The 19,636-nt window shown below is 47.9% G+C and carries 22 protein-coding genes; 9 read left to right on the top strand and 13 right to left on the bottom strand.

Annotated elements, in window-relative coordinates:
* The first annotated feature begins 1 nt into the window (after window position 1).
* Together rfaQ and FDX09_RS00760 are read left to right on the top strand one after the other, a co-directional pair.
* Complete coding sequence (gene rfaQ, locus FDX09_RS00765; RefSeq protein ID WP_121529708.1) at window positions 2-1,057, top strand: lipopolysaccharide core heptosyltransferase RfaQ; 1,056 nt, start codon at window positions 2-4, stop codon at window positions 1,055-1,057.
* Window positions 1,058-2,002 (top strand): glycosyltransferase, encoded by a 945-nt coding sequence (locus tag FDX09_RS00760; protein WP_069323710.1) that lies wholly within the window; start codon window positions 1,058-1,060, stop codon window positions 2,000-2,002.
* 27 nt (window positions 2,003-2,029) lie between these two features.
* Here FDX09_RS00760 and FDX09_RS00755 read toward each other — a convergent pair whose 3' ends face one another.
* The 4 genes from FDX09_RS00755 to FDX09_RS00740 are packed head-to-tail and all read right to left on the bottom strand — an operon-like array spanning window position 2,030 to window position 6,051.
* The gene (locus FDX09_RS00755) at window positions 2,030-3,040 is read right to left on the bottom strand and encodes a glycosyltransferase (protein ID WP_137346647.1); all 1,011 of its coding nucleotides are present in this window, start codon (window positions 3,038-3,040) and stop codon (window positions 2,030-2,032) included.
* A 46-nt stretch (window positions 3,041-3,086) separates the two neighbouring features.
* Window positions 3,087-4,106, bottom strand: coding sequence for a glycosyltransferase (locus FDX09_RS00750; RefSeq protein ID WP_087857219.1), 1,020 nt, complete (start codon window positions 4,104-4,106; stop codon window positions 3,087-3,089).
* A 30-nt stretch (window positions 4,107-4,136) separates the two neighbouring features.
* Entirely contained in the window at window positions 4,137-4,934 is a 798-nt protein-coding gene (gene rfaP, locus FDX09_RS00745) for a lipopolysaccharide core heptose(I) kinase RfaP (RefSeq protein WP_038635354.1), read from the bottom strand.
* Entirely contained in the window at window positions 4,927-6,051 is a 1,125-nt protein-coding gene (locus tag FDX09_RS00740; RefSeq protein WP_069323707.1) for a glycosyltransferase family 4 protein, read from the bottom strand. The genes rfaP and FDX09_RS00740 overlap by 8 nt, the downstream gene beginning before the upstream one ends.
* A 396-nt stretch (window positions 6,052-6,447) precedes the next feature.
* Between FDX09_RS00740 and waaA the strand changes: the two genes are divergently transcribed.
* Together waaA and coaD are read left to right on the top strand one after the other, a co-directional pair.
* Complete coding sequence (gene waaA, locus FDX09_RS00735) at window positions 6,448-7,725, top strand: lipid IV(A) 3-deoxy-D-manno-octulosonic acid transferase (RefSeq protein WP_137346646.1); 1,278 nt, start codon at window positions 6,448-6,450, stop codon at window positions 7,723-7,725.
* A gap of 8 nt (window positions 7,726-7,733) precedes the next feature.
* Window positions 7,734-8,213: a pantetheine-phosphate adenylyltransferase gene (gene coaD / locus FDX09_RS00730; RefSeq protein ID WP_003024099.1), complete on the top strand. Its 480-nt coding sequence runs from the start codon at window positions 7,734-7,736 to the stop codon at window positions 8,211-8,213.
* 48 nt (window positions 8,214-8,261) lie between these two features.
* On the opposite strand, the gene mutM is transcribed toward coaD, so the two are convergent.
* The 4 genes from mutM to radC form a co-directional block, all read right to left on the bottom strand.
* Window positions 8,262-9,071 carry a bifunctional DNA-formamidopyrimidine glycosylase/DNA-(apurinic or apyrimidinic site) lyase gene (gene mutM, locus FDX09_RS00725; protein ID WP_038635364.1) on the bottom strand — a complete coding sequence of 270 codons (810 nt, stop codon included), beginning with the start codon at window positions 9,069-9,071 and terminating at the stop codon, window positions 8,262-8,264.
* Window positions 9,072-9,169: 98 nt separating this feature from the next.
* Entirely contained in the window at window positions 9,170-9,337 is a 168-nt protein-coding gene (rpmG, locus tag FDX09_RS00720; protein ID WP_003024094.1) for a 50S ribosomal protein L33, read from the bottom strand.
* 20 nt (window positions 9,338-9,357) lie between these two features.
* Window positions 9,358-9,594 (bottom strand): 50S ribosomal protein L28, encoded by a 237-nt coding sequence (gene rpmB / locus FDX09_RS00715; protein WP_003024071.1) that lies wholly within the window; start codon window positions 9,592-9,594, stop codon window positions 9,358-9,360.
* 218 nt (window positions 9,595-9,812) lie between these two features.
* Window positions 9,813-10,478 (bottom strand): DNA repair protein RadC, encoded by a 666-nt coding sequence (gene radC / locus FDX09_RS00710; protein WP_038635368.1) that lies wholly within the window; start codon window positions 10,476-10,478, stop codon window positions 9,813-9,815.
* 171 nt (window positions 10,479-10,649) lie between these two features.
* Here radC and coaBC point away from each other — a divergent pair, with 171 nt between their 5' ends.
* The 3 genes from coaBC (at window position 10,650) to slmA (ending at window position 13,019) form a co-directional block, all read left to right on the top strand.
* Window positions 10,650-11,870, top strand: coding sequence for a bifunctional phosphopantothenoylcysteine decarboxylase/phosphopantothenate--cysteine ligase CoaBC (gene coaBC / locus FDX09_RS00705; protein WP_121530042.1), 1,221 nt, complete (start codon window positions 10,650-10,652; stop codon window positions 11,868-11,870).
* Complete coding sequence (gene dut, locus FDX09_RS00700; RefSeq protein WP_006687626.1) at window positions 11,848-12,306, top strand: dUTP diphosphatase; 459 nt, start codon at window positions 11,848-11,850, stop codon at window positions 12,304-12,306. Before coaBC ends, dut begins: the two co-directional genes overlap by 23 nt.
* A gap of 116 nt (window positions 12,307-12,422) precedes the next feature.
* A complete protein-coding gene (slmA, locus tag FDX09_RS00695; RefSeq protein WP_003024060.1) occupies window positions 12,423-13,019 on the top strand; it encodes a nucleoid occlusion factor SlmA in 597 nt (198 codons plus the stop codon).
* An 89-nt stretch (window positions 13,020-13,108) separates the two neighbouring features.
* On the opposite strand, the gene pyrE is transcribed toward slmA, so the two are convergent.
* Window positions 13,109-13,750 (bottom strand): orotate phosphoribosyltransferase, encoded by a 642-nt coding sequence (gene pyrE, locus FDX09_RS00690; protein ID WP_061066836.1) that lies wholly within the window; start codon window positions 13,748-13,750, stop codon window positions 13,109-13,111.
* A gap of 65 nt (window positions 13,751-13,815) precedes the next feature.
* Window positions 13,816-14,532 carry a ribonuclease PH gene (rph, locus tag FDX09_RS00685; protein WP_003024054.1) on the bottom strand — a complete coding sequence of 239 codons (717 nt, stop codon included), beginning with the start codon at window positions 14,530-14,532 and terminating at the stop codon, window positions 13,816-13,818.
* A gap of 125 nt (window positions 14,533-14,657) precedes the next feature.
* Between rph and FDX09_RS00680 the strand changes: the two genes are divergently transcribed.
* Complete coding sequence (locus FDX09_RS00680) at window positions 14,658-15,521, top strand: YicC/YloC family endoribonuclease (protein ID WP_006687630.1); 864 nt, start codon at window positions 14,658-14,660, stop codon at window positions 15,519-15,521.
* Window positions 15,522-15,622: 101 nt separating this feature from the next.
* Here FDX09_RS00680 and FDX09_RS00675 read toward each other — a convergent pair whose 3' ends face one another.
* On the bottom strand, window positions 15,623-16,063 hold the full coding sequence (locus tag FDX09_RS00675) for a hypothetical protein (protein ID WP_085049109.1): 441 nt from the start codon (window positions 16,061-16,063) through the stop codon (window positions 15,623-15,625).
* Window positions 16,064-16,076: 13 nt separating this feature from the next.
* Complete coding sequence (locus tag FDX09_RS00670; protein WP_137346645.1) at window positions 16,077-16,748, bottom strand: hypothetical protein; 672 nt, start codon at window positions 16,746-16,748, stop codon at window positions 16,077-16,079.
* Window positions 16,749-17,191: 443 nt separating this feature from the next.
* Between FDX09_RS00670 and FDX09_RS00665 the strand changes: the two genes are divergently transcribed.
* Entirely contained in the window at window positions 17,192-17,809 is a 618-nt protein-coding gene (locus tag FDX09_RS00665) for a trimeric intracellular cation channel family protein (protein ID WP_038635410.1), read from the top strand.
* On the opposite strand, the gene ligB is transcribed toward FDX09_RS00665, so the two are convergent.
* Window positions 17,806-19,485 (bottom strand): NAD-dependent DNA ligase LigB, encoded by a 1,680-nt coding sequence (gene ligB / locus FDX09_RS00660; protein WP_137346644.1) that lies wholly within the window; start codon window positions 19,483-19,485, stop codon window positions 17,806-17,808. The genes FDX09_RS00665 and ligB overlap by 4 nt on opposite strands.
* Between the last annotated feature and the right edge of the window lie 151 nt (window positions 19,486-19,636).

Here is a 19,636-nt window from a genome sequence, read left to right as displayed (position 1 = left end):
CATGTTTGATAAAGTCGACCGTGTTCTTATTTGCAAGCTCAAATTTTATGGTGATGTTCTATTAACAACACCTGTCATTGCCAGCATTCAGGCTCGTTATCCTCATGCTAAAATCGATCTGCTTCTTTATAAAGATACAAAATCAATTTTGGCAGCAAATGAAAGTATTAATGAGTTTTATCTCATTGAGAAAAAGAAAGGCCTTTTAGATACAGTAAAAAATTATCTTTCAGTGCGCCAACAGCTGAAAAAAAACCACTACGACCTGATCGTTAATTTAACCGAGCAGTGGCCGATTGGCGCTCTTATTGCCTCATTACGTCGCCCCTCAATTGCATTTGAGCGTGATAAGAAACAATGGAACAAGCTTTTTTCACGGGTTACACCGCTGACCGGTACGCACATAGTTGAACAAAATCTCTCCATTCTAAAAGGTGTTGGGTTTAGCGAGACCGATCTGAAAAAAGAGATGTCACTGCACTACCGCCGGGATGATTACCACTATTTGGTTTCCCAACTTCCGGCATTACCTTCACAAAAATATGTCGTTATTCAACCTACTGCCAGACAAGAATTCAAATGTTGGGATGATGATAAATTTGCCCATGTGATTGACTATCTGCATCAGCGTGGCCTGCATGTTTACCTAACCTGTGGGCCAGCAGTGAGTGAACAACAGCAAGTCCAGCGTATTGCTGAACAGTGTCAATCATCACCTGACCTGACACTGGCAGGCAAAACAACCTTCCTGCAATTGGCCGCGTTGATCGACCATGCGGTTCTTTACATCGGGGTCGATTCTGCGCCTATGCATATGGCGGCAGCATTAGGAACACCACAGGTTTGCCTGTTTGGGGCAACCAATTATCAGCAATGGAGACCATGGTCAGATAATGCTGTATTGATTTGGGCTGGCGATTACCATCCCATGCCTCCCAGAGATGAACTCGACAGGTCAAAAAAATATTTAACATGGATACCGGAGCAAGCCGTGATTGACGCTATCGATAGGGTACTTCATGATAGTGGCAATAATAAAGGCAATGAGAAAGCATAGATGGACAACAAAAAAAACGTTATTAATATTGCTTACTGTACAGATGCCAATTATCTGGAATATGTAGCAGTGTCCATTATGTCTGTCATAATGAACAACCCTGGACAAGACTTGTCATTTTTCGTTTTTGTCTATGACGTCTCAGACGACGAAATCAATAAACTGCGCGCAACCAGCGATAAAATTCAGGTTATCAATATTGATAAAGAAGAGATTGAGAAATATAACAATGACTTCGCAATCAAACACCTGAACCGTTCAACCTATATGCGCCTTGCCGTTCCGCGCTTACTAAAAGATAAAGTTGAGTACTTTATCTATTTAGATGCAGACACTCTGTGTTTCGATAAACTCAATGATATTAACAGTATTGATATCAGTAACGTCATTTGCGCAGTCAGCCACGACTCGCTCGATATCCATGATACAAAAAATGCCAAACGCTTGGGTCTCAGTACGGGTCATTACTTCAATGCTGGTTTTTTGTATATTAATATCGCAAATTGGATTAAATTCGACATCGAAAACAAAGCAAATACTGTTCTATTTGAACAAGGAAAAACTCTACCTTACTTTGATCAAGATGCTCTGAATATTGCAATGGATGGCAACGTAAAATTTATTGATAATCGATGGAATTTTTTGTTTAACTGGTTTAACGACCAACAAAAAGAGAGTTTCTTCTATCAAAAAGATATCCTGCCACGCATTATCCATTTCACCGGTGGACGAAAGCCATGGTATAAAGAACACACTGGGCTTTCACAGCAACTGTATCTTTTCTACCATCATTTCACACCATGGCAGAACACAGAAATGCGCTCTTATGCTCCACGAATGAGACCTACTGATTATCGGGTTTACTCACGCCAGGAAGCCAAAAGGGGAAATTACTGCGCTTCTATCAAATGGTATCTGAAATATCTCAAGACAAAACTACGCTAAATAAAAAACTCCCTTTCGGGAGTTTTTTTACTTACTTTGTAACTTTGCACGTAAATAGCCGATATAGCTAATTACTGAAGCGAAATACTTTCCTTGTAGCCTTTCATGCCGTGATTTCTTTTTGTATTGCTTTGGTGTTCTGGCTGGTAACAAAGGAACATCAGCCCATGGAGAAGACTTCCACGCTTCAACAAAATACTGTGCTGAAGGATAGTTAGCCCATGAATTCCATGGCTTGGTAACGCCTATATAATGAATCAAAATGGTTTCAGGCGTTATAAACTCTTTATATTTTGAAATATCTTTGCTCTTAAGCTCTTGTTTAATACCATATATTGCATCATAAATTCGTGGTAAGAAAATAGTTTTCCCCAAAAACATGATATTCAAAACATCCTGGTCAAGAAACGCAAATTTCTTAGTTTTATCTAACAGAGTAGAAAATGCTTTAGAGAAAAATTGTTGTTCCTTCCATTCCTTTAAATTAGCAAAAATAACCCCAGCATTAAAATATTGCTCATTAAACTCTGGAACGTTAAGACGAGTAGCGGCATATGAGCGACTATCATCAACATCCTGGATAACGGCAGCAACATGATGCTCAAATTTGATATTCGTTAAATCAATCAACGAACCCTTACATACCACATCGGCATCAATATAGAGCAAACTATCGATTTTTTCACTAAGATATTCAAATGCAATAAATCTAAAATAAGTCGCATGAGACCAGGCATTTCCACATGGCAAGACCTTTAGTCCTTCAGCATTCATTACATAGACAGTTATGTTAGTAGCAAAAATTTTTGCTAGTTTTTCAAGCCGTTGTCGATAATCTGAATCAATATAATCAGTAAAAAGGTGAAAATGAATGCTGATATCTTGATTATGTAGTAAAACGGACGACATCGAAACTGCCGCTCCGAACATAAAATTCTGATCAACCCCCCATGCAATATTCAGCTGCGGGGTATGATCTGTTGGAGCACCAAAGATCTCAATGGTATCCTTGATAGACTGATGACAATCAAAATTCATGTACTACACCTTTTTTATGCTATCTGAAAATTATCTGCACAACAGACTAGTGCGACCGTGCATTATGTAGTTTATTTTTTATATACATAACATGACTTAGCACAGAACGGATATATTTTCGCTGCACTCTTTCATGTCGTGACTTACGTTTATACAACTTGGCTGTGTTTGCGTTTAACAGAGACTTTTCCGCCCATGCGGATTTCTGATATGCATCAATAAAAAACTTAGCCACCGGGTATTTAGCCCATGAATGCCATGGTTTAGTGACGCCCACATAGTGAATTAATACCGTATCATCGGTAATGAAATCCTGATAAATCTTATCGTTTTTATTTTTGAGCTCCTGATCAACGCCATAAATGCAGTTAAAGTCTCTTCTCAGAAAAATAACATTCCCAACAAACAAAATATTGAGTACGTCCTGATCGAAATAAAGCAATTCTTTTTGGCGTTTGTCTAATATAGAAAATGCTTTAGTTAACAACTGCTGCTCACGCCATACTTCGAGATTCGCAAATACAACACCAGAATTAAAATACCCATTACTCAGTTCAGGGATACCGAGTCTGGTACCGGATTTAATTCGCACTTCATCAACATCATTAATGACAGCACCATATTCCCCACAGAAATTAATCTCAGTAAGTTCCCGTAGAGAACCTTTACAAATGACATCGGCATCCAGATACAGTACCGAGCTTAATTCGGTGCTTAAATATTCAAATGCAAAGTAACGATAGTACATTGCATAAGTCCAGGCTTTCGTGCTCGGCAGTTCACGAAATGCCGCATTATCGAAAACAAGGACAGTCACGGTCGTACTGTACATTTGTGTCAGTCGTTTTATGCTTTCCAGATAGTCGTCATCAATATAGTCAGTGGCGATATAAAAATGGATATCAATATCAGGATTATTCACTAATACTGAGGTCATAGAAATGCCAGATCCAAACAAAAAATTACGATCAACGCCATACGCAACGCTTAGTTTTTTACTCTTGTCATGCGTAGAGCTGTCGATGATATGTTTTTGAATGATCAACTTCTGGAAATCGATGTTCATAATAAAATAGCCTCAAACTTCATGTGTAATTTATAGCGCTTTTCTTATTGTTCTTTGTCTTATTTTTTGCGCTTTTGTGACAGCCTGTTCAAACAACCTGACTTCCTGACGAAAGATTTCACGTAATGGCATCGAAAAATAGACACGTAAAAAACGGTAGATATCTCTGGACGTTAGACCAATTTCCAGTGAGGAGAAATAGAGCCCGATCAAATCCTTATCCCGCCAGCGGCGTGGTACCTGCTGACGTATTTGAGCACGATGTAGATCAATCACAGAGAGTTTGATGTCCGCAACATCTGCTGGCATCGGCTGTTGGAGCAGGAAGTGGCAAATATAACAATCCCGATGATTTACCCCACCTCGATGCATTTTACCCACCATTTCCGCCACGCGGGTAATAATGGTCCGTTTTAATACAAAATCGGGCCGTTCAACTCCCCAGTTGGCGCAAAAATCTTCAAGACTGATGGCAGGAGAAAGATCCTCGGTGATAATAAATGAGGTTCGCTCTAACGGATTCAGCCCTTTCTGTCCAAAAGCAACCCCCGTCATTGTATCCACATTCAGTGCTTGCAAACGGTGAATCGCCAGCCACTCCCGGTCCGCGCCAAGCACAGGCATGCGCAGAGAAATCAGGTTTTTCACCACTTCTTTAAGCGTGGTCCCATGATGATATTTAAGAAAGTAACCTTTTCCCATCATCTCAAAACGCAGGGTACGCCGAGTTTCCAGAGCGCGAAAAACCTCGCCATCCAGCTTAGTGACTTCCGTGAACGGGTCTTTTCCTTGCCATTGCGTGGCAAATGGTTCTTTCAATTCAATCATTTTCGAGACCTAAAATGATATCTGCAGCTTTATCTGCCAGACTGTAGAGATCTTCTGTATCAGCAAAATGTCGCGCATTTCCAGCCCAACGACTTCTCTGCTCATTATTTTGCAGCGCATCGAAAAGCGCTGTATTCAAATTTTCCTGCGCAAAAGGTTCAGGAATCACCACGCCGCATCGGGCGGCAGTGATATAACCTGCGTAGCCACATACCTCAGTAGTTAATACTGGCAGCCCGGCTACTACGGCTTCTAGCAAGACAATACCAGCGGCTTCCTGAACTGCCGGGTGAAGCAATAAATCAGCAGCGGACATCAATTCAGCGACATCATCTCGCCCCGAGAAGAATTGCACATGCTTTTCAATACCCAATTGGCGGGCCAGAGCACGATAACGATCGGCCTTATCCTGACCAACAACCATCAACTGAGTACGGTGACGTATAGTCTCAGGTAAAGAAGCCAACGCGTGTAAGCTTCTTGGCACACCTTTACGCTTGAAATCTGATCCGACCTGCAGAAGCAGAAACTGATCGAGAGCAATACCATTCTTTTCTCTGACAATCTGCCTGCTGTTTTCAGGTTGCAGGCTGTATTTTCTGTCTGGGTAGATACCTGGCGGCAGAATACGAAAACGCTGGCTCTCGGTATGATAATGCTGTTTGAAATCACCGATTTGCTTATCGGTTAACATCAAAAGCGTGGTACCGGAACCTTGTTGAAACGTCGCTTTTTCAAATGCAGAGTAGTGCCGATACCGACGCGTCAACTTATAGAAGAAGCCCTTCTCGCGGGCGACCTTTTCCGCATAGCAAACGTCGGCGGCGTAATACACATCCAACCCAGGCATTTTATTAAAACCAACGATACGATCGACGGGATGCTGACTTAAATAATTCTGAACCCACTGATAATATTGCTCGTTTTTCCCATGATTAGTTCTGGCTGTGACGGGTACGAGTATAATTTCGAGTCCTTCCGGACGTTCGCCCTGCCATGACTGGGTAAACACCTGGACATGATGACCTCGTGCAGCAACCGTGAGCGCTACTCGCAGAAAATCACGCTGTAGCCCACCATAGGGGAAATACTTGTACAAACAAAAAGCAATATTCATGCATTAATATCCGCATCGCGTCGCCAGGCATAGCAGGTCTGATACATCCAAAGTTTACCGCCCATGTTTTCGAAACGTTTCTGCCGGCTAGCTACCTGAAATTGCGCAGTAGTATATCATTTATTACCACGCATTCCGAAACGAATATTTTTTGAACAAAATAAAGAAATAAATCATTAAAAACAAAAAGATATAAAATTAACGCATTCACCTTAAAACACGCGCCGCACAAGACGTTAAGCCGCGTCAGTACGTTCATAGGCATTTTTAAAAATGCCGCCGATTAAAACAGTGCCGCGACGATTCCATCGTTTTGCTGCGACCTGGATAAAAATGATGGTAAAGCCATAGTTAAATACATAGAATCCCCAGCACATTCATAAGTTAGCTACCATTATGCTCGAATTGCTTTACACCGCCCTTTTCTACCTTATTCAGCCTTTGATCTGGATACGGCTTTGGGTGCGCGGACGTAAGGCTCCGGCCTACCGTAAACGCTGGGGTGAACGCTACGGTTTTTACCGCCGTCCGCTAAAACCAGGCGGCATCATGCTTCACTCAGTTTCTGTGGGCGAAACGCTGGCAGCTATTCCATTAGTCCGTGCTCTGCGACATCGTTATCCCGACTTGCCGATCACGGTAACCACCATGACGCCAACCGGCTCTGAGCGCGTACAATCCGCGTTTGGTACTGACGTTCAGCACATTTATTTGCCATACGATTTACCGGATGCTTTGAACCGTTTCCTGAATAAAGTTGACCCCAAGCTGGTGTTAATCATGGAAACCGAGCTGTGGCCAAATCTGATCACGGCACTCCATAAACGCGGTATTCCTCTGGTCATCGCCAACGCACGGCTTTCTGCGCGTTCAGCCGCTGGCTACGCAAAATTAGGCAAATTTGTTGGTAAGCTACTGCGTCGAATTACGTTGATTGCCGCACAGAACGAAGAAGATGGCGCTCGTTTTATTACGCTTGGCGCCAGGAGCAATCAGGTCACCGTCACCGGCAGCCTGAAGTTTGATATTTCCGTCACGCCACAGTTGGCCGCCAAAGCGATTACGTTGCGTCGTCAATGGGCGCCTCATCGCCCGGTGTGGATTGCAACCAGCACGCACGATGGTGAAGAAAGCATTATCATTGCAGCCCACCAGGCGTTATTAAATCAGTTTCCTAATCTTTTGCTGATCCTGGTTCCCAGACATCCTGAGCGATTCCCGGATGCCATTAACCTCGTACGCCAGGCTGGGCTAAGCTATACCACACGCTCTTCTGGCGAAGTTCCATCCTCAGATACTCAGGTCGTTATCGGCGACACCATGGGCGAGCTGATGTTGCTTTACGGCATTGCTGACCTTGCTTTTGTCGGTGGTTCACTGGTTGAACGTGGCGGACACAACCCACTGGAAGCCGCGGCACACGCCATTCCGGTACTGATGGGGCCACATACATTTAATTTTAAAGATATTTGTGCTCGTCTCGAACAGGCAAGCGGATTGATTACCGTCACCGACGCAACCACGCTGGTGAAAGAGGTCTCTTCTTTACTGACCGATGCCGATTATCGTAATTTTTATGGCCGTCATGCAGTTGAAGTCCTGTATCAAAATCAGGGCGCGCTACAGCGCCTGCTGCAGCTGCTGGAACCTTATCTGCCACCCAAAACGCATTGAGGCAAATCATGCAAAAACGGGCGATTTATCCAGGAACCTTTGATCCCATAACTAACGGCCATCTTGATATCGTGACCCGTGCGACCAGCATGTTCGATCACGTAATCCTGGCGATTGCCGCAAGTCCCAGTAAAAAACCGATGTTTACCCTTGAAGAACGCGTCGAGCTGGCGCAACAGGCAACGGCGCATCTCGGCAATGTGGAAGTTCTGGGATTCAGCGACTTAATGGCAAACTTTGCCCGTGATAATCAAGCTAACATTCTGATCCGTGGCCTGCGCGCGGTAGCAGATTTTGAGTATGAAATGCAGTTGGCCCACATGAACCGCCACCTGATGCCGCAACTGGAAAGCGTCTTTCTGATGCCGTCTAAAGAGTGGTCATTTATCTCATCGTCACTGGTGAAAGAAGTCGCCCGCCACCAGGGAGATGTGACGCACTTTCTGCCGGAAAACGTCCATCAGGCGTTAATGAGTAAACTAAAGTAATACGTCTGGCCGGATAAGACATACAGCTTATCCGGCCAGCAACGAATGTTATTTCTGACAGCGACGGCAGTAGAACGTCGTACGCTGGGCGTGTTTTGTCGCAATGATCGGCGCGCCGCATACGCGACAGGGTTCGCCTTCTCTCCCATAGACCTGCAGTTCCTGGGCAAAATAGCCCGGCTTACCGTCGCTTTGCAGGAAGTCCTTCAGCGTCGTTCCACCCTGTTCGATCGAACGCAGCAAAACCGCCTTAATGACGCGCACCAGTAGTTCGCACTCATCCTGCGACAAAGATGACGCCAGACGATCAGGATGGATACCCGCTGCAAACAGCGACTCGCTGGCATAGATATTACCTACCCCCACCACCAGCTTGTTATCCATCAGCCAGGGTTTAATCGCGGTTTTCTTCTTCGCGCATTTCTGCTGCAGATAACTGGCGTTGAAATCGTCGCTCAGTGGCTCTGGTCCAAGATGAGCGAGAACATTATGCCCATCGAGCTCTGTCGTCCACAGCCAGGCGCCAAAACGGCGAGGATCGGTATAGCGCAGAACTTTGCCGTTACTCATCACTAAGTCGACGTGGTCATGCTTTTCTGCCGGAAGCTCTTCAGGAAGGATACGCAAACTACCCGACATCCCCAGATGAATGATAATCCAACCATCCGACAGTTCCAGCAACAGGTATTTCGCGCGCCGCTGTACGCTGAGAACGGGTTTATCACTCAACCGGTAGATTTCCTCGGATACCGGCCAACGCAAACGACCGTTACGCACAGTCGCATGCATAATCGTTGCCCCAACCAGATGCGGCTCAATACCGCGGCGGCTGGTTTCGACTTCAGGTAATTCAGGCATAGTATCTCCGGCGATGTATCAGGTCACATTAATATGGGGACGGCCAGAAAACAAAAAACCCCGCCGAAGCGAGGTTTTTTATTACATCAAAGCGAGAATTACTTGATTTTCGCTTCTTTGTAGAGAACGTGCTGACGGACAACTGGATCGAATTTTTTCAGTTCCAGTTTTTCCGGCTTAGTACGTTTGTTCTTCGTAGTGGTATAGAAGTGACCAGTACCAGCAGAAGAAACCAGCTTGATTTTCTCACGAATACCTTTAGCCATGATTTATTTCCTCTTAGTACTTAGTACTTTTCGCCACGGGCACGCAGTTCAGACAGAACTGTTTCGATGCCTTTCTTATCAATAACACGCATACCTTTAGCAGATACACGCAGGGTGACAAAACGCTTTTCGCTCTCAACCCAGAAACGGTGAGAGTGCAGGTTAGGCAGGAAACGGCGTTTAGTCGCGTTCAGTGCGTGGGAACGGTTGTTACCGGTCACCGGACGCTTGCCAGTAACTTGGCAGACTCGGGACATGTCTATTCTCCAAAAATCAAATTAGCTCGAGCTTCGTATGGGGTATCGGCGCCTCGTCAGGCTTTACAGCCCGGTCATCGCGTAGTTCTAAGTGAACTCTCGATTGCCAGGCCCAAATGCCAAACCCGAGATTCTCAAAGGTGGCGTAGTATACGCTGACCCGGCGTTATGCTCAAGTCCCGAACAGACAAAGATCCCGATGGATCGCGTAAAGTGCGTTAAATCCAACCGCGTTCCGCAAAAGAAACGTACTCTCCGCGCCCAATGACCAGATGATCAAGCACCCGGATATCCATGAACTGACAGCATTTCACAACACGCTCGGTGATGAGTTTATCTGCTTTACTCGGCTCTGCACAACCCGAAGGGTGATTATGGGCAAGGATCACCGCTGACGCATTCATTTTTATCGCTTCACGCACAATTTCTCGTGGATGCACCTCAACATGGCTAAGCGTGCCGGAAAAAAGTTTGCTGTGTTTAATCACACGATGTTGAGAATCCATAAAGATCACCAGAAAGATCTCGCGTTCCTCTTGCGCGAGCTGGCTTTGCAGAAATTCTCGCGCCATTTCCGGACTAAGTAACGCGCGCTCTTCCATCACTCGCACGTTATGGTAGCGCCTTGCCAGTTCGGCAATCCCTTTAAGCTGCGCATACTTCGCCAGGCCAATGCCGTGAACGTGGCTAAACGCCATATAGTCTGCTGATAACAGGCCATACAGCGAACCAAAATGCTGGATCAACTCTTTTGCCAACGTCAGCACATCTTTACCCAGAATCCCGGTGCGTAAAAAAAGCGCCAGTAGCTCAACATCGCTAAGTGAACCAGCCCCCTGCGCCAACAGCTTTTCCCGGGGCATCATACGTCCTGTATTTTCCATGCTTTCCCCTCCTTTCGCGTCCGCATAGTGGCATAACGCTTGTCGCGAATCGACGCTCTGTTATCACTTCTTCGTAGCGGCTCGCAAACTGAAGCGCGGGCAAAAGCACGACTCATTGCGGATTGTGATAAAATATCCGCCTTCTGGTGAAACCCAACAGGAAAGATCATGATGAGCCTGGCCGGTAAAAAAATCGTACTTGGCGTCAGTGGCGGCATTGCTGCGTACAAAACCCCTGAACTGGTGCGTCGTTTACGGGAACGCGGCGCTGACGTCCGCGTGGCGATGACCGAAGCGGCAAAAGCGTTTATTACTCCCCTGAGCTTACAAGCGGTTTCGGGTTATCCCGTTTCCGACAGCCTGCTTGACCCCGCAGCCGAAGCCGCGATGGGCCACATTGAGCTGGGGAAATGGGCCGACCTGGTTATTTTGGCGCCTGCTACGGCAGACCTGATTGCCCGCGTCGCCGCGGGGATGGCTAACGATCTGGTTTCAACGATTTGTCTGGCAACGCCTGCTCCTGTTGCTGTGCTGCCAGCCATGAACCAGCAGATGTACCGCGCTGCCGCGACCCAGCACAATCTGAGCATTCTTGCCTCGCGAGGTTTGCTCATTTGGGGTCCTGACAGTGGTAGCCAGGCATGTGGCGATGTCGGTCCTGGACGCATGCTGGATCCGTTGACGATTGTCGATATGGCCGCAGAACATTTCTCGCCTGTCAACGATCTGCAACATCTCAATATCATGATTACGGCGGGTCCGACGCGCGAACCGCTGGATCCCGTGCGTTACATTTCCAATCACAGCTCCGGAAAAATGGGATTTGCTATCGCAGCCGCTGCCGCAAAACGCGGGGCAAACGTCACGCTGGTGTCGGGACCTGTTTCGTTACCCACACCGCCACTTGTGCAGCGCATTGATGTGATGACCGCGCTGGAGATGCAAGCCGCCGTGCAATCTGTGGTGCAACAACAGCATATTTTTATCGGCTGCGCCGCAGTCGCTGATTATCGCGCCGAGACCGTCGCCCCCGAAAAAATCAAAAAACAGGCGACGCAGGGTGATGAATTAACAGTAAAAATGGTCAAAAACCCGGATATTATCGCCGGTGTTGCCGCACTGGATGCTAATCGTCCTTTTGTCGTTGGGTTTGCCGCCGAAACAAATAATGTGGAAGAATATGCCCGGCAAAAACGCATCCGCAAAAACCTTGATGTGATCTGTGCTAACGACGTTTCGCTATCAAATCAAGGGTTTAACAGCGACAGCAACGCATTACACCTTTTTTGGCAGGATGGAGATAAAATCTTACCGCTTGAGCGTAAAGAACTCCTGGGCCAATTATTACTCGACGAGATCGTGACCCGTTATGATGAAAAAAATCGACGTTAAGATTCTGGACCCGCGCGTAGGGCAACAATTTCCGCTCCCGACGTACGCCACTTCTGGCTCTGCCGGACTTGACCTGCGTGCTTGTCTTGATGACGCCGTAGAGCTGGCGCCAGGTGCAACTACGCTGGTGCCAACCGGGTTAGCCATCCACATTGCCGATCCCTCTCTGGCGGCGGTGATGTTGCCACGTTCCGGGCTGGGCCATAAGCACGGCATCGTACTGGGCAACCTGGTCGGTCTGATTGATTCCGACTATCAAGGACAATTGATGGTATCTATCTGGAACCGTGGTCAGGACAGCTTCACGATTGAACCGGGCGAACGTATCGCGCAGATGGTATTTGTACCGGTCGTGCAGGCTGAATTTAATCTGGTGGAAGAGTTTGAAGCCACCGATCGTGGCGAAGGTGGCTTCGGCCATTCCGGGCGCAAGTAACCCGCAGAAAAGTATCCCACAGCGTAATAACGCAATAACACACCGCAAACAGCCGTTTGCGGTCGCTGTGTGGATGCCTGCCTGGCAAGAGCTTATTTTCAGGGGTATTTTGTAACATGGTAGAAAAGCAAACTGCGAAAAGGAATCGTCGCGAAGAAATACTTCAGTCTCTGGCACTGATGCTTGAGTCCAGCGATGGAAGCCAACGCATCACGACAGCGAAACTGGCAGCCTCTGTAGGCGTTTCCGAAGCGGCGTTGTATCGCCATTTTCCCAGCAAGACTCGCATGTTCGATAGTCTGATTGAGTTTATCGAAGATAGTCTGATTACCCGTATCAATCTGATCTTAAAAGATGAAAAGGACACCAGCGCACGTCTGCGTCTGATCGTTCTGCTGATTTTAGGCTTCGGTGAACGTAACCCCGGTCTGACGCGCATTCTGACCGGGCATGCGCTCATGTTTGAACAGGATCGTCTGCAAGGCCGCATTAACCAGCTTTTCGAACGTATTGAGGCCCAGTTACGCCAGGTTCTGCGCGAAAAAAGAATGCGTGAAGGCGAAGGTTACACCGTGGATGAAACACTGCTGGCCAGCCAGTTACTGGCTTTCTGCGAAGGGATGTTGTCCCGGTTTGTACGTAGCGAATTTAAGTATCGACCAACGGATGATTTTGACACCCGCTGGCCGCTGGTTGCCGCTCAATTGCAGTAACACGATTGCCGGATGGCGACTTTGTCTTATCCGGCCTGTGCAACCCGTAGGCCCGGTAAGCTTAACGCCATCGGGCAATTCCGCGACGATTAAACCCCAAACTCTTCTCGGTATGCCCGCACTGCTGCCAAATGTTCTGCCATCTCAGGCTTCTCTTCCAGATACGCAATCAGGTCTTTCAGGGTAATGATCGAAATTACCTTGCAACCATAATCACGTTCCACTTCCTGAATTGCTGAAATCTCGCCACGACCGCGTTCCTGACGATCAAGAGAAATCAGTACCCCAGCAAGCGTAGCGCCATTAGCCTGAATAATCTCCATCGACTCACGAATTGCTGTTCCCGCGGTGATAACATCATCCACCAGCATGACACGCCCCTCAAGTGCGCTACCTACCAGATTACCGCCTTCACCATGGGTCTTCGCCTCTTTACGGTTAAAGCAGTACGGTAAATCTTTATCGTGGTGTTCCGCCAGCGCAACGGCGGTGGTGGTCGCAATCGGAATACCTTTGTAGGCTGGGCCAAACAGCAAATCGAACTCGATGCCGGAATCCACCAGCGCTTCGGCATAAAAACGGCCTAGCAGTGCCAGATCGCGCCCGGTATTAAATAGCCCGGCGTTGAAGAAATAGGGGCTTTTGCGCCCGGATTTCAGCGTAAATTCGCCAAACTTTAGTACCTGCTTGCTAAGCGCAAACTCAATAAACTGGCGCTGATACGGTTTCATGGATTCGCTCCTCATCTCACTTTATTACAGACAAAAAAAAGGCGACTCTTCAGTCGCCTTTAAAATCAATTTTCTAACGCCGCCTTCTGCGTCGCTACAATGGATTCGATTCCCCCTCGGGCCAATGCCAGTAGGGTGAGAAGTTCTTCATGGCTGAACGGCTCACCTTCCGCCGTGCCCTGCACTTCAATAATGCGACCATCTTCAGTCATCACCACGTTCATGTCAGTTTCTGCGGCAGAGTCCTCAACGTACTCGAGGTCACAGAGCGCTTCACCGTTGACAATGCCCACGGAAACCGCGGCAACCATCCCTTTCATCGGGTTAGTTTTCAGCTTACCGCTCGCCACCAGTTTGTTCAGCGCATCCGCCAACGCAACGCATGCGCCAGTAATCGATGCAGTACGCGTACCGCCATCTGCCTGAATAACATCACAGTCCAGCGTAATAGTGAATTCACCGAGCGTCTTCAGGTCAACAGCAGCGCGAAGTGCGCGGGCGATCAAACGCTGGATTTCCATGGTACGGCCGCCCTGCTTACCTTTCGCCGCTTCACGGGCGTTACGGGTGTGCGTGGCGCGTGGCAGCATGCCATATTCTGCGGTGATCCAGCCCTGGCCCTGACCTTTCAGAAAACGTGGGACGCCTTCATCAATAGAAGCGGTACACAGTACTTTGGTATCACCAAATTCGACCAGCACGGAGCCTTCAGCGTGTTTTGTATAATTACGGGTCAGGGTGACGGGACGCACCTGATTGGCACTACGACCTGCTGGACGCATGATAAAATCTCCGGCTTGAAACGAATGTGGCTGCGCATTATACGGACTTCCGACGGTTATTCCTATCCTGACAAGACGTGGATGGCTATAATCCTCCCATCTCATCTTTAAAAACAGGAACGTCTATGATCCGCAGCATGACCGCCTACGCCCGGCGTGAAATCAAGGGTGAATGGGGTAGCGCAACCTGGGAGATGCGCTCGGTAAACCAGCGTTATCTGGAAACTTATTTTCGCCTGCCGGAACAGTTCCGTAGTCTCGAACCCGTGGTTCGCGAACGCATCCGCACGCGTCTGACGCGCGGTAAGATCGAATGTACGCTGCGTTTTGAGCCGGATGCCAGCGCTCAGGGCGAGCTGATTCTGAATGAAAAGCTCGCTAAACAGCTCGTGAGTGCTGCTAACTGGGTTAAAATGCAGAGTGATGAAGGTGAAATTAACCCGGTTGATATCCTGCGTTGGCCTGGCGTAATGGCAGCCCAGGAGCAAGATCTGGACGCCATTGCCGCCGAAATCCTCGCTGCGCTTGACGGTACGCTGGATGACTTTATCGTTGCGCGTGAAACCGAAGGTCAGGCGCTGAAGGCGCTGATCGAGCAGCGTCTGGAAGGCGTCAGCGCTGAAGTGACGAAGGTACGTGCGCATATGCCGGAAATTCTGCAATGGCAGCGTGAGCGTCTGGTGGCCAAACTGGAAGACGCACAGGTGCAACTGGAAAATAACCGTCTTGAGCAAGAGCTGGTGCTGATGGCACAGCGTATCGACGTGGCTGAAGAACTGGATCGCCTGGAAGCTCACGTCAAAGAAACCTACAACATTCTGAAGAAAAAAGAGGCGGTTGGCCGTCGTCTGGACTTCATGATGCAGGAATTCAACCGTGAGTCGAACACTCTGGCATCCAAGTCTATCAATGCCGAAGTGACTAACTCCGCAATTGAACTGAAAGTTTTGATCGAGCAAATGCGCGAGCAAATTCAGAACATCGAGTAATTTTGCGTACCATGCCTATGCTATCATAACGTACTAGATAGCCTGCTCAATGCAGGCTATCCGTACCTCCAGTAAGTACTGGCTTATATAAAATTGAACACTTATTTATCTGGCATATATTTGTCGTTATAAAGACTCTTCAGAATATCAACCCGAACAGCGTTGCTGCTGTTCATCTTCACGACTGTCAGTACTTCATCAGATCCCCTGAGGCGCCAGCATTCTGCCTCTATATCGCATTTTTCCTGTTTTTCATAGCCCACCATTGAGAGATATTCACTAATTTTCCACGTATCCCTGGTATCATGGAACGTCACACTCCATACATCAGCCTTAGGGCCAGAAATGTTCGTATAATTAAAGTCATATACTTGGGATATTCTCGGCATTTTTTTAAAAACCTGGGGAGTGTAATAATCATATTTGGCTTTATCAAACTCTGTATATTGTGCGTTACATGCAAGTCTCATTTTAATATTAGGCCAGAAATAAGAGCTACATATAGCTATTACCATCAGCACTATTATGACTGCCTGTTTCATATGTTTCCCTTTTTTACCAGTTAACGACCGTTCCATCTCTGGAAACTATTTTAACGTTACCAGACCTAAAGTCGCTGTAAGGTATCACTGTTCTCATGAATGAGGGTAAAACACCTTTTACAGGAAGAGCTAAAGCTGATTTCATCGGATCGGGAAATAAAATCGGTTGGAATGAGGTGTTTTTAAAAGAGCCGATTGGACCATAATAATCCCAACGTCTGAGGGCTTCCTCTTTGCTGACGGGTTGCAATAGCGGGAATGGGTTACTATATGAGACTACGCGGTAGAACCCCAGCAAATCGGATACTAAATCCTCACCACTGAAACCGCTGTCGGTGTAAAGATAAAAGGGGAAATTTGACTGTAAACCCTCAAAACGATGAGCAAGCGCCATCATCATGGAAAGCGCTATACTATATCGTTCAAATAAGCTACGCCCTTTTCTAATTCTCCATCTGATGAACTTCCCAATTATAAGCCCTCCTCTTCCCATACTTTGAGTGTATTTTACATCGTAATAATCCTTTCCTGAATGCTCGCCTTGGTGCATATCCGAGAGTAACTTTCTAACATCATCTCCTCGAGCATGTCCCATATCTATCCACCCCAAAACTTCGGTGTAGATTATCCCACTTCTTAAAATTCCAGCCTCTCTGCCATCCTGAATTCCTTCTCTGGCGCTCATATCTACCACTCCGACTGACTAAATGCTGAAGATTTTGCTGTAAATGCCCCTACACACATAGAAGCGATAGCTGAGGGGGCCATTTTTCAGAATAGAGGCCGCTGAATATCAGAGTTTACTCATGATGACTTCCCTAATGGCTTCTGGCGTGTCAACTTGTCCTATGGTCGAGGAGTAATAGCTTGATGAAATATCATACGTAGCCCGCCAGTAAACGGCGGGACTACGTGTTTTTCCCGACGTTTCGCTTCCGCCCCTTCACTTCGAATTATATTTTCTCATCGTTTATTATTACACTCCACACTTTATACAGCATGCCATAAAGCATTTCTGACAAATTCGCATTAGCTGTAGTTATTAAAATCGTTTCACCTTAGAAAATCTCAATCGTGACAATGCGCACAAATCGATAACCTTAGCCCCCAGCACAACAGGGGGAATACATGCTGTTACACGTTTTATATTTAATTGGTATTACTGCCGAAGCCATGACCGGCGCGCTTGCGGCAGGACGTCGCCGTATGGATACATTTGGCGTCATTATTATTGCCACTGCGACCGCCATTGGCGGTGGTTCAGTACGCGACATTCTTCTCGGCCACTATCCGCTTGGCTGGGTAAAGCATCCTGAATACGTCATCATTGTGGCGGCCGCTGCGGTACTCACCACCATTATTGCTCCTGTCATGCCCTACCTGCGTAAAATATTCCTTGTACTGGATGCGCTGGGCCTGGTGGTCTTTTCTATTATTGGCGCACAGGTGGCGCTGGATATGGGTCACGGGCCGATTATCGCCGTGGTCGCTGCGGTCACTACCGGCGTCTTCGGTGGCGTGTTACGCGACATGTTCTGCAAACGCATTCCGTTGGTGTTCCAGAAAGAGCTATATGCTGGCGTTTCTTTTGCCGCTGCCGTGCTTTACATCGTGCTGCAACATTACGTCTCCAGCCACGATGTGGTGGTTATCTCTACCCTACTCTTCGGTTTTACCGCCCGCTTACTGGCGCTACGCCTGAAGTTGGGCCTGCCAGTATTTTATTATCGCCATGAAGGCCATTAAGGCATAAAGCCCGTAATACGCTGAGCAGCCAGCCAGTTGCTCAGCGCTATGACCTCCCTGGCCTCCAGCCACTGAATAATCTGTCGTGCCCGGCGCTCCCCCATTAAAGGGAGTTGTCGCCAGCTTTGTTCATCACGGTCCTGCAATTGTTGCCACGAAGCATCCCGACAGGCATTCAGCGTTGCCTGTGTTAACGGTATTCCCATGGCTATAACCCAACGTGTGAACGGAAGATGGCGCGACAGGTTGAACTGATGCCACATCTTCTCCCCTTTGCTTACGCCTAATGTGGACCGGAGCTGCTCCTGAGTTAATCCGAGCCAGGAAAAGATATGTTCAAAGTGATACGTCTGATGAAGGTTACGCCATCCCGCTTCACCAATACCTTCTAATTCCAGCACTTCTTTCGCGCCCAGCCAAACCAGTCTGGCAATAAATTGCTCATAACACGCCGGCGTGGCATAAAAGCAGGTCATTGAATTGAAATGTCCCACAGGCGGCGTTGGCTTAGTGCGTTGAGTGCTACGCCAGACCACTTCGTCGATACGCGGGATCCCCTGTCCGGCCAGGCTTATCAGGATCCGATCTCCAGGCGCGATATCCCATTCATTCCAGCGGCGTACAGAGCCAATATTGACGCGTTGCACGCGTTTATCATCCAGCATGACGGGTGCCAGCAGCGCGACTACGGCAATTTTCCCACTTTTACCGACTGAAAACTGAATATCTGTGACCTCGGATACCTGAGCCACGGGCGGATATTTCCATGCCGCCAGCCAGTCTCCCTGCCCAGGTAACCAGTATCGCGCCTGCGGTTCTTTCCCCGATCGCACCACGACGCCATCCGTCACAAAAGGGAGTGTCGAAGTCCACCAACGGGTACGGGCATGCTCGACATCGTCCGCATTTTTCACGGGCTGGGTATAGCGTTGCGTGAAACTGAACCCAGCGGCAGTGAGTTGTTCCAGCCTTTCCGACATGACCGCCGGACCATCAGGCCAGGCCCAGATGAAAATAGCCAACGAACGTAACAATTCCGGGTTGCTCTGGCGCATCATCATTCCAGCGACCTTTGAGCGGGCGTTCATTCCCCCACTCTGTTGCTGGATATGCCCTTCCTGCTGTAAAAATATCTCGCCCTGCAACGTACTGTTTGCCAGCAGACCATTGGTCGTGTGTGGTACGGAAGGTATCCGCAGCACCTTTTGCGTCCAGTCTTCACCTTTCAGGCCATTACCTCGGCTAATCGCTCTTACCAGATTGCCATTGCGATAGACCAGCGTGACCGCCACGCCGTCGACCTTTGGTTGTACCCAGAGATCGCTGCGCACACGCATCCATTGCTGTAACGCTTGCTTATCTGCCAGCTTACGGACCCCCGTGTGAGGCACTGGATGTGAGACTGTGCCACTGATTGGGGGCGCAGACAGATCAGGTGGAGCTTCATCGCCAAAACAGCGCTGCCATTGGATGAGTTGCGCATTGAGCTGGTCATAAACGCCGTCATCAACGGCGCTGACCCCTTGTTTCCAGTAACTGTCATTCCACCGTGTTATCTGTTGCTGTAATCGTGAAATTTCCTCGCTTGCCCGAGCTGGAGACCAGACAGGGCATACCGCCCAGACCGGCAAATTCCAGAACAGTAAAACTATGCCAAGGCATTTCCATAGCCCCATATTGCCTCCGCTAACCAATGTGTTTCCCGGCAGGTATAGCGCGGAGTGCAAGCGAAACAGAGCGACAAAAATTCATCGTGCGAGCAGGCTTCCTGACATTTTCACGTGTTGCTGCAAATTGCCGGTAAAACAGGAAACGGGTACGCAAAAC

It is taken from the genome of Citrobacter sp. wls717, from assembly GCF_005280955.1.
Classification (GTDB): domain Bacteria; phylum Pseudomonadota; class Gammaproteobacteria; order Enterobacterales; family Enterobacteriaceae; genus Citrobacter; species Citrobacter werkmanii.
This window is presented reverse-complemented; position numbering and strand designations above follow the sequence as displayed.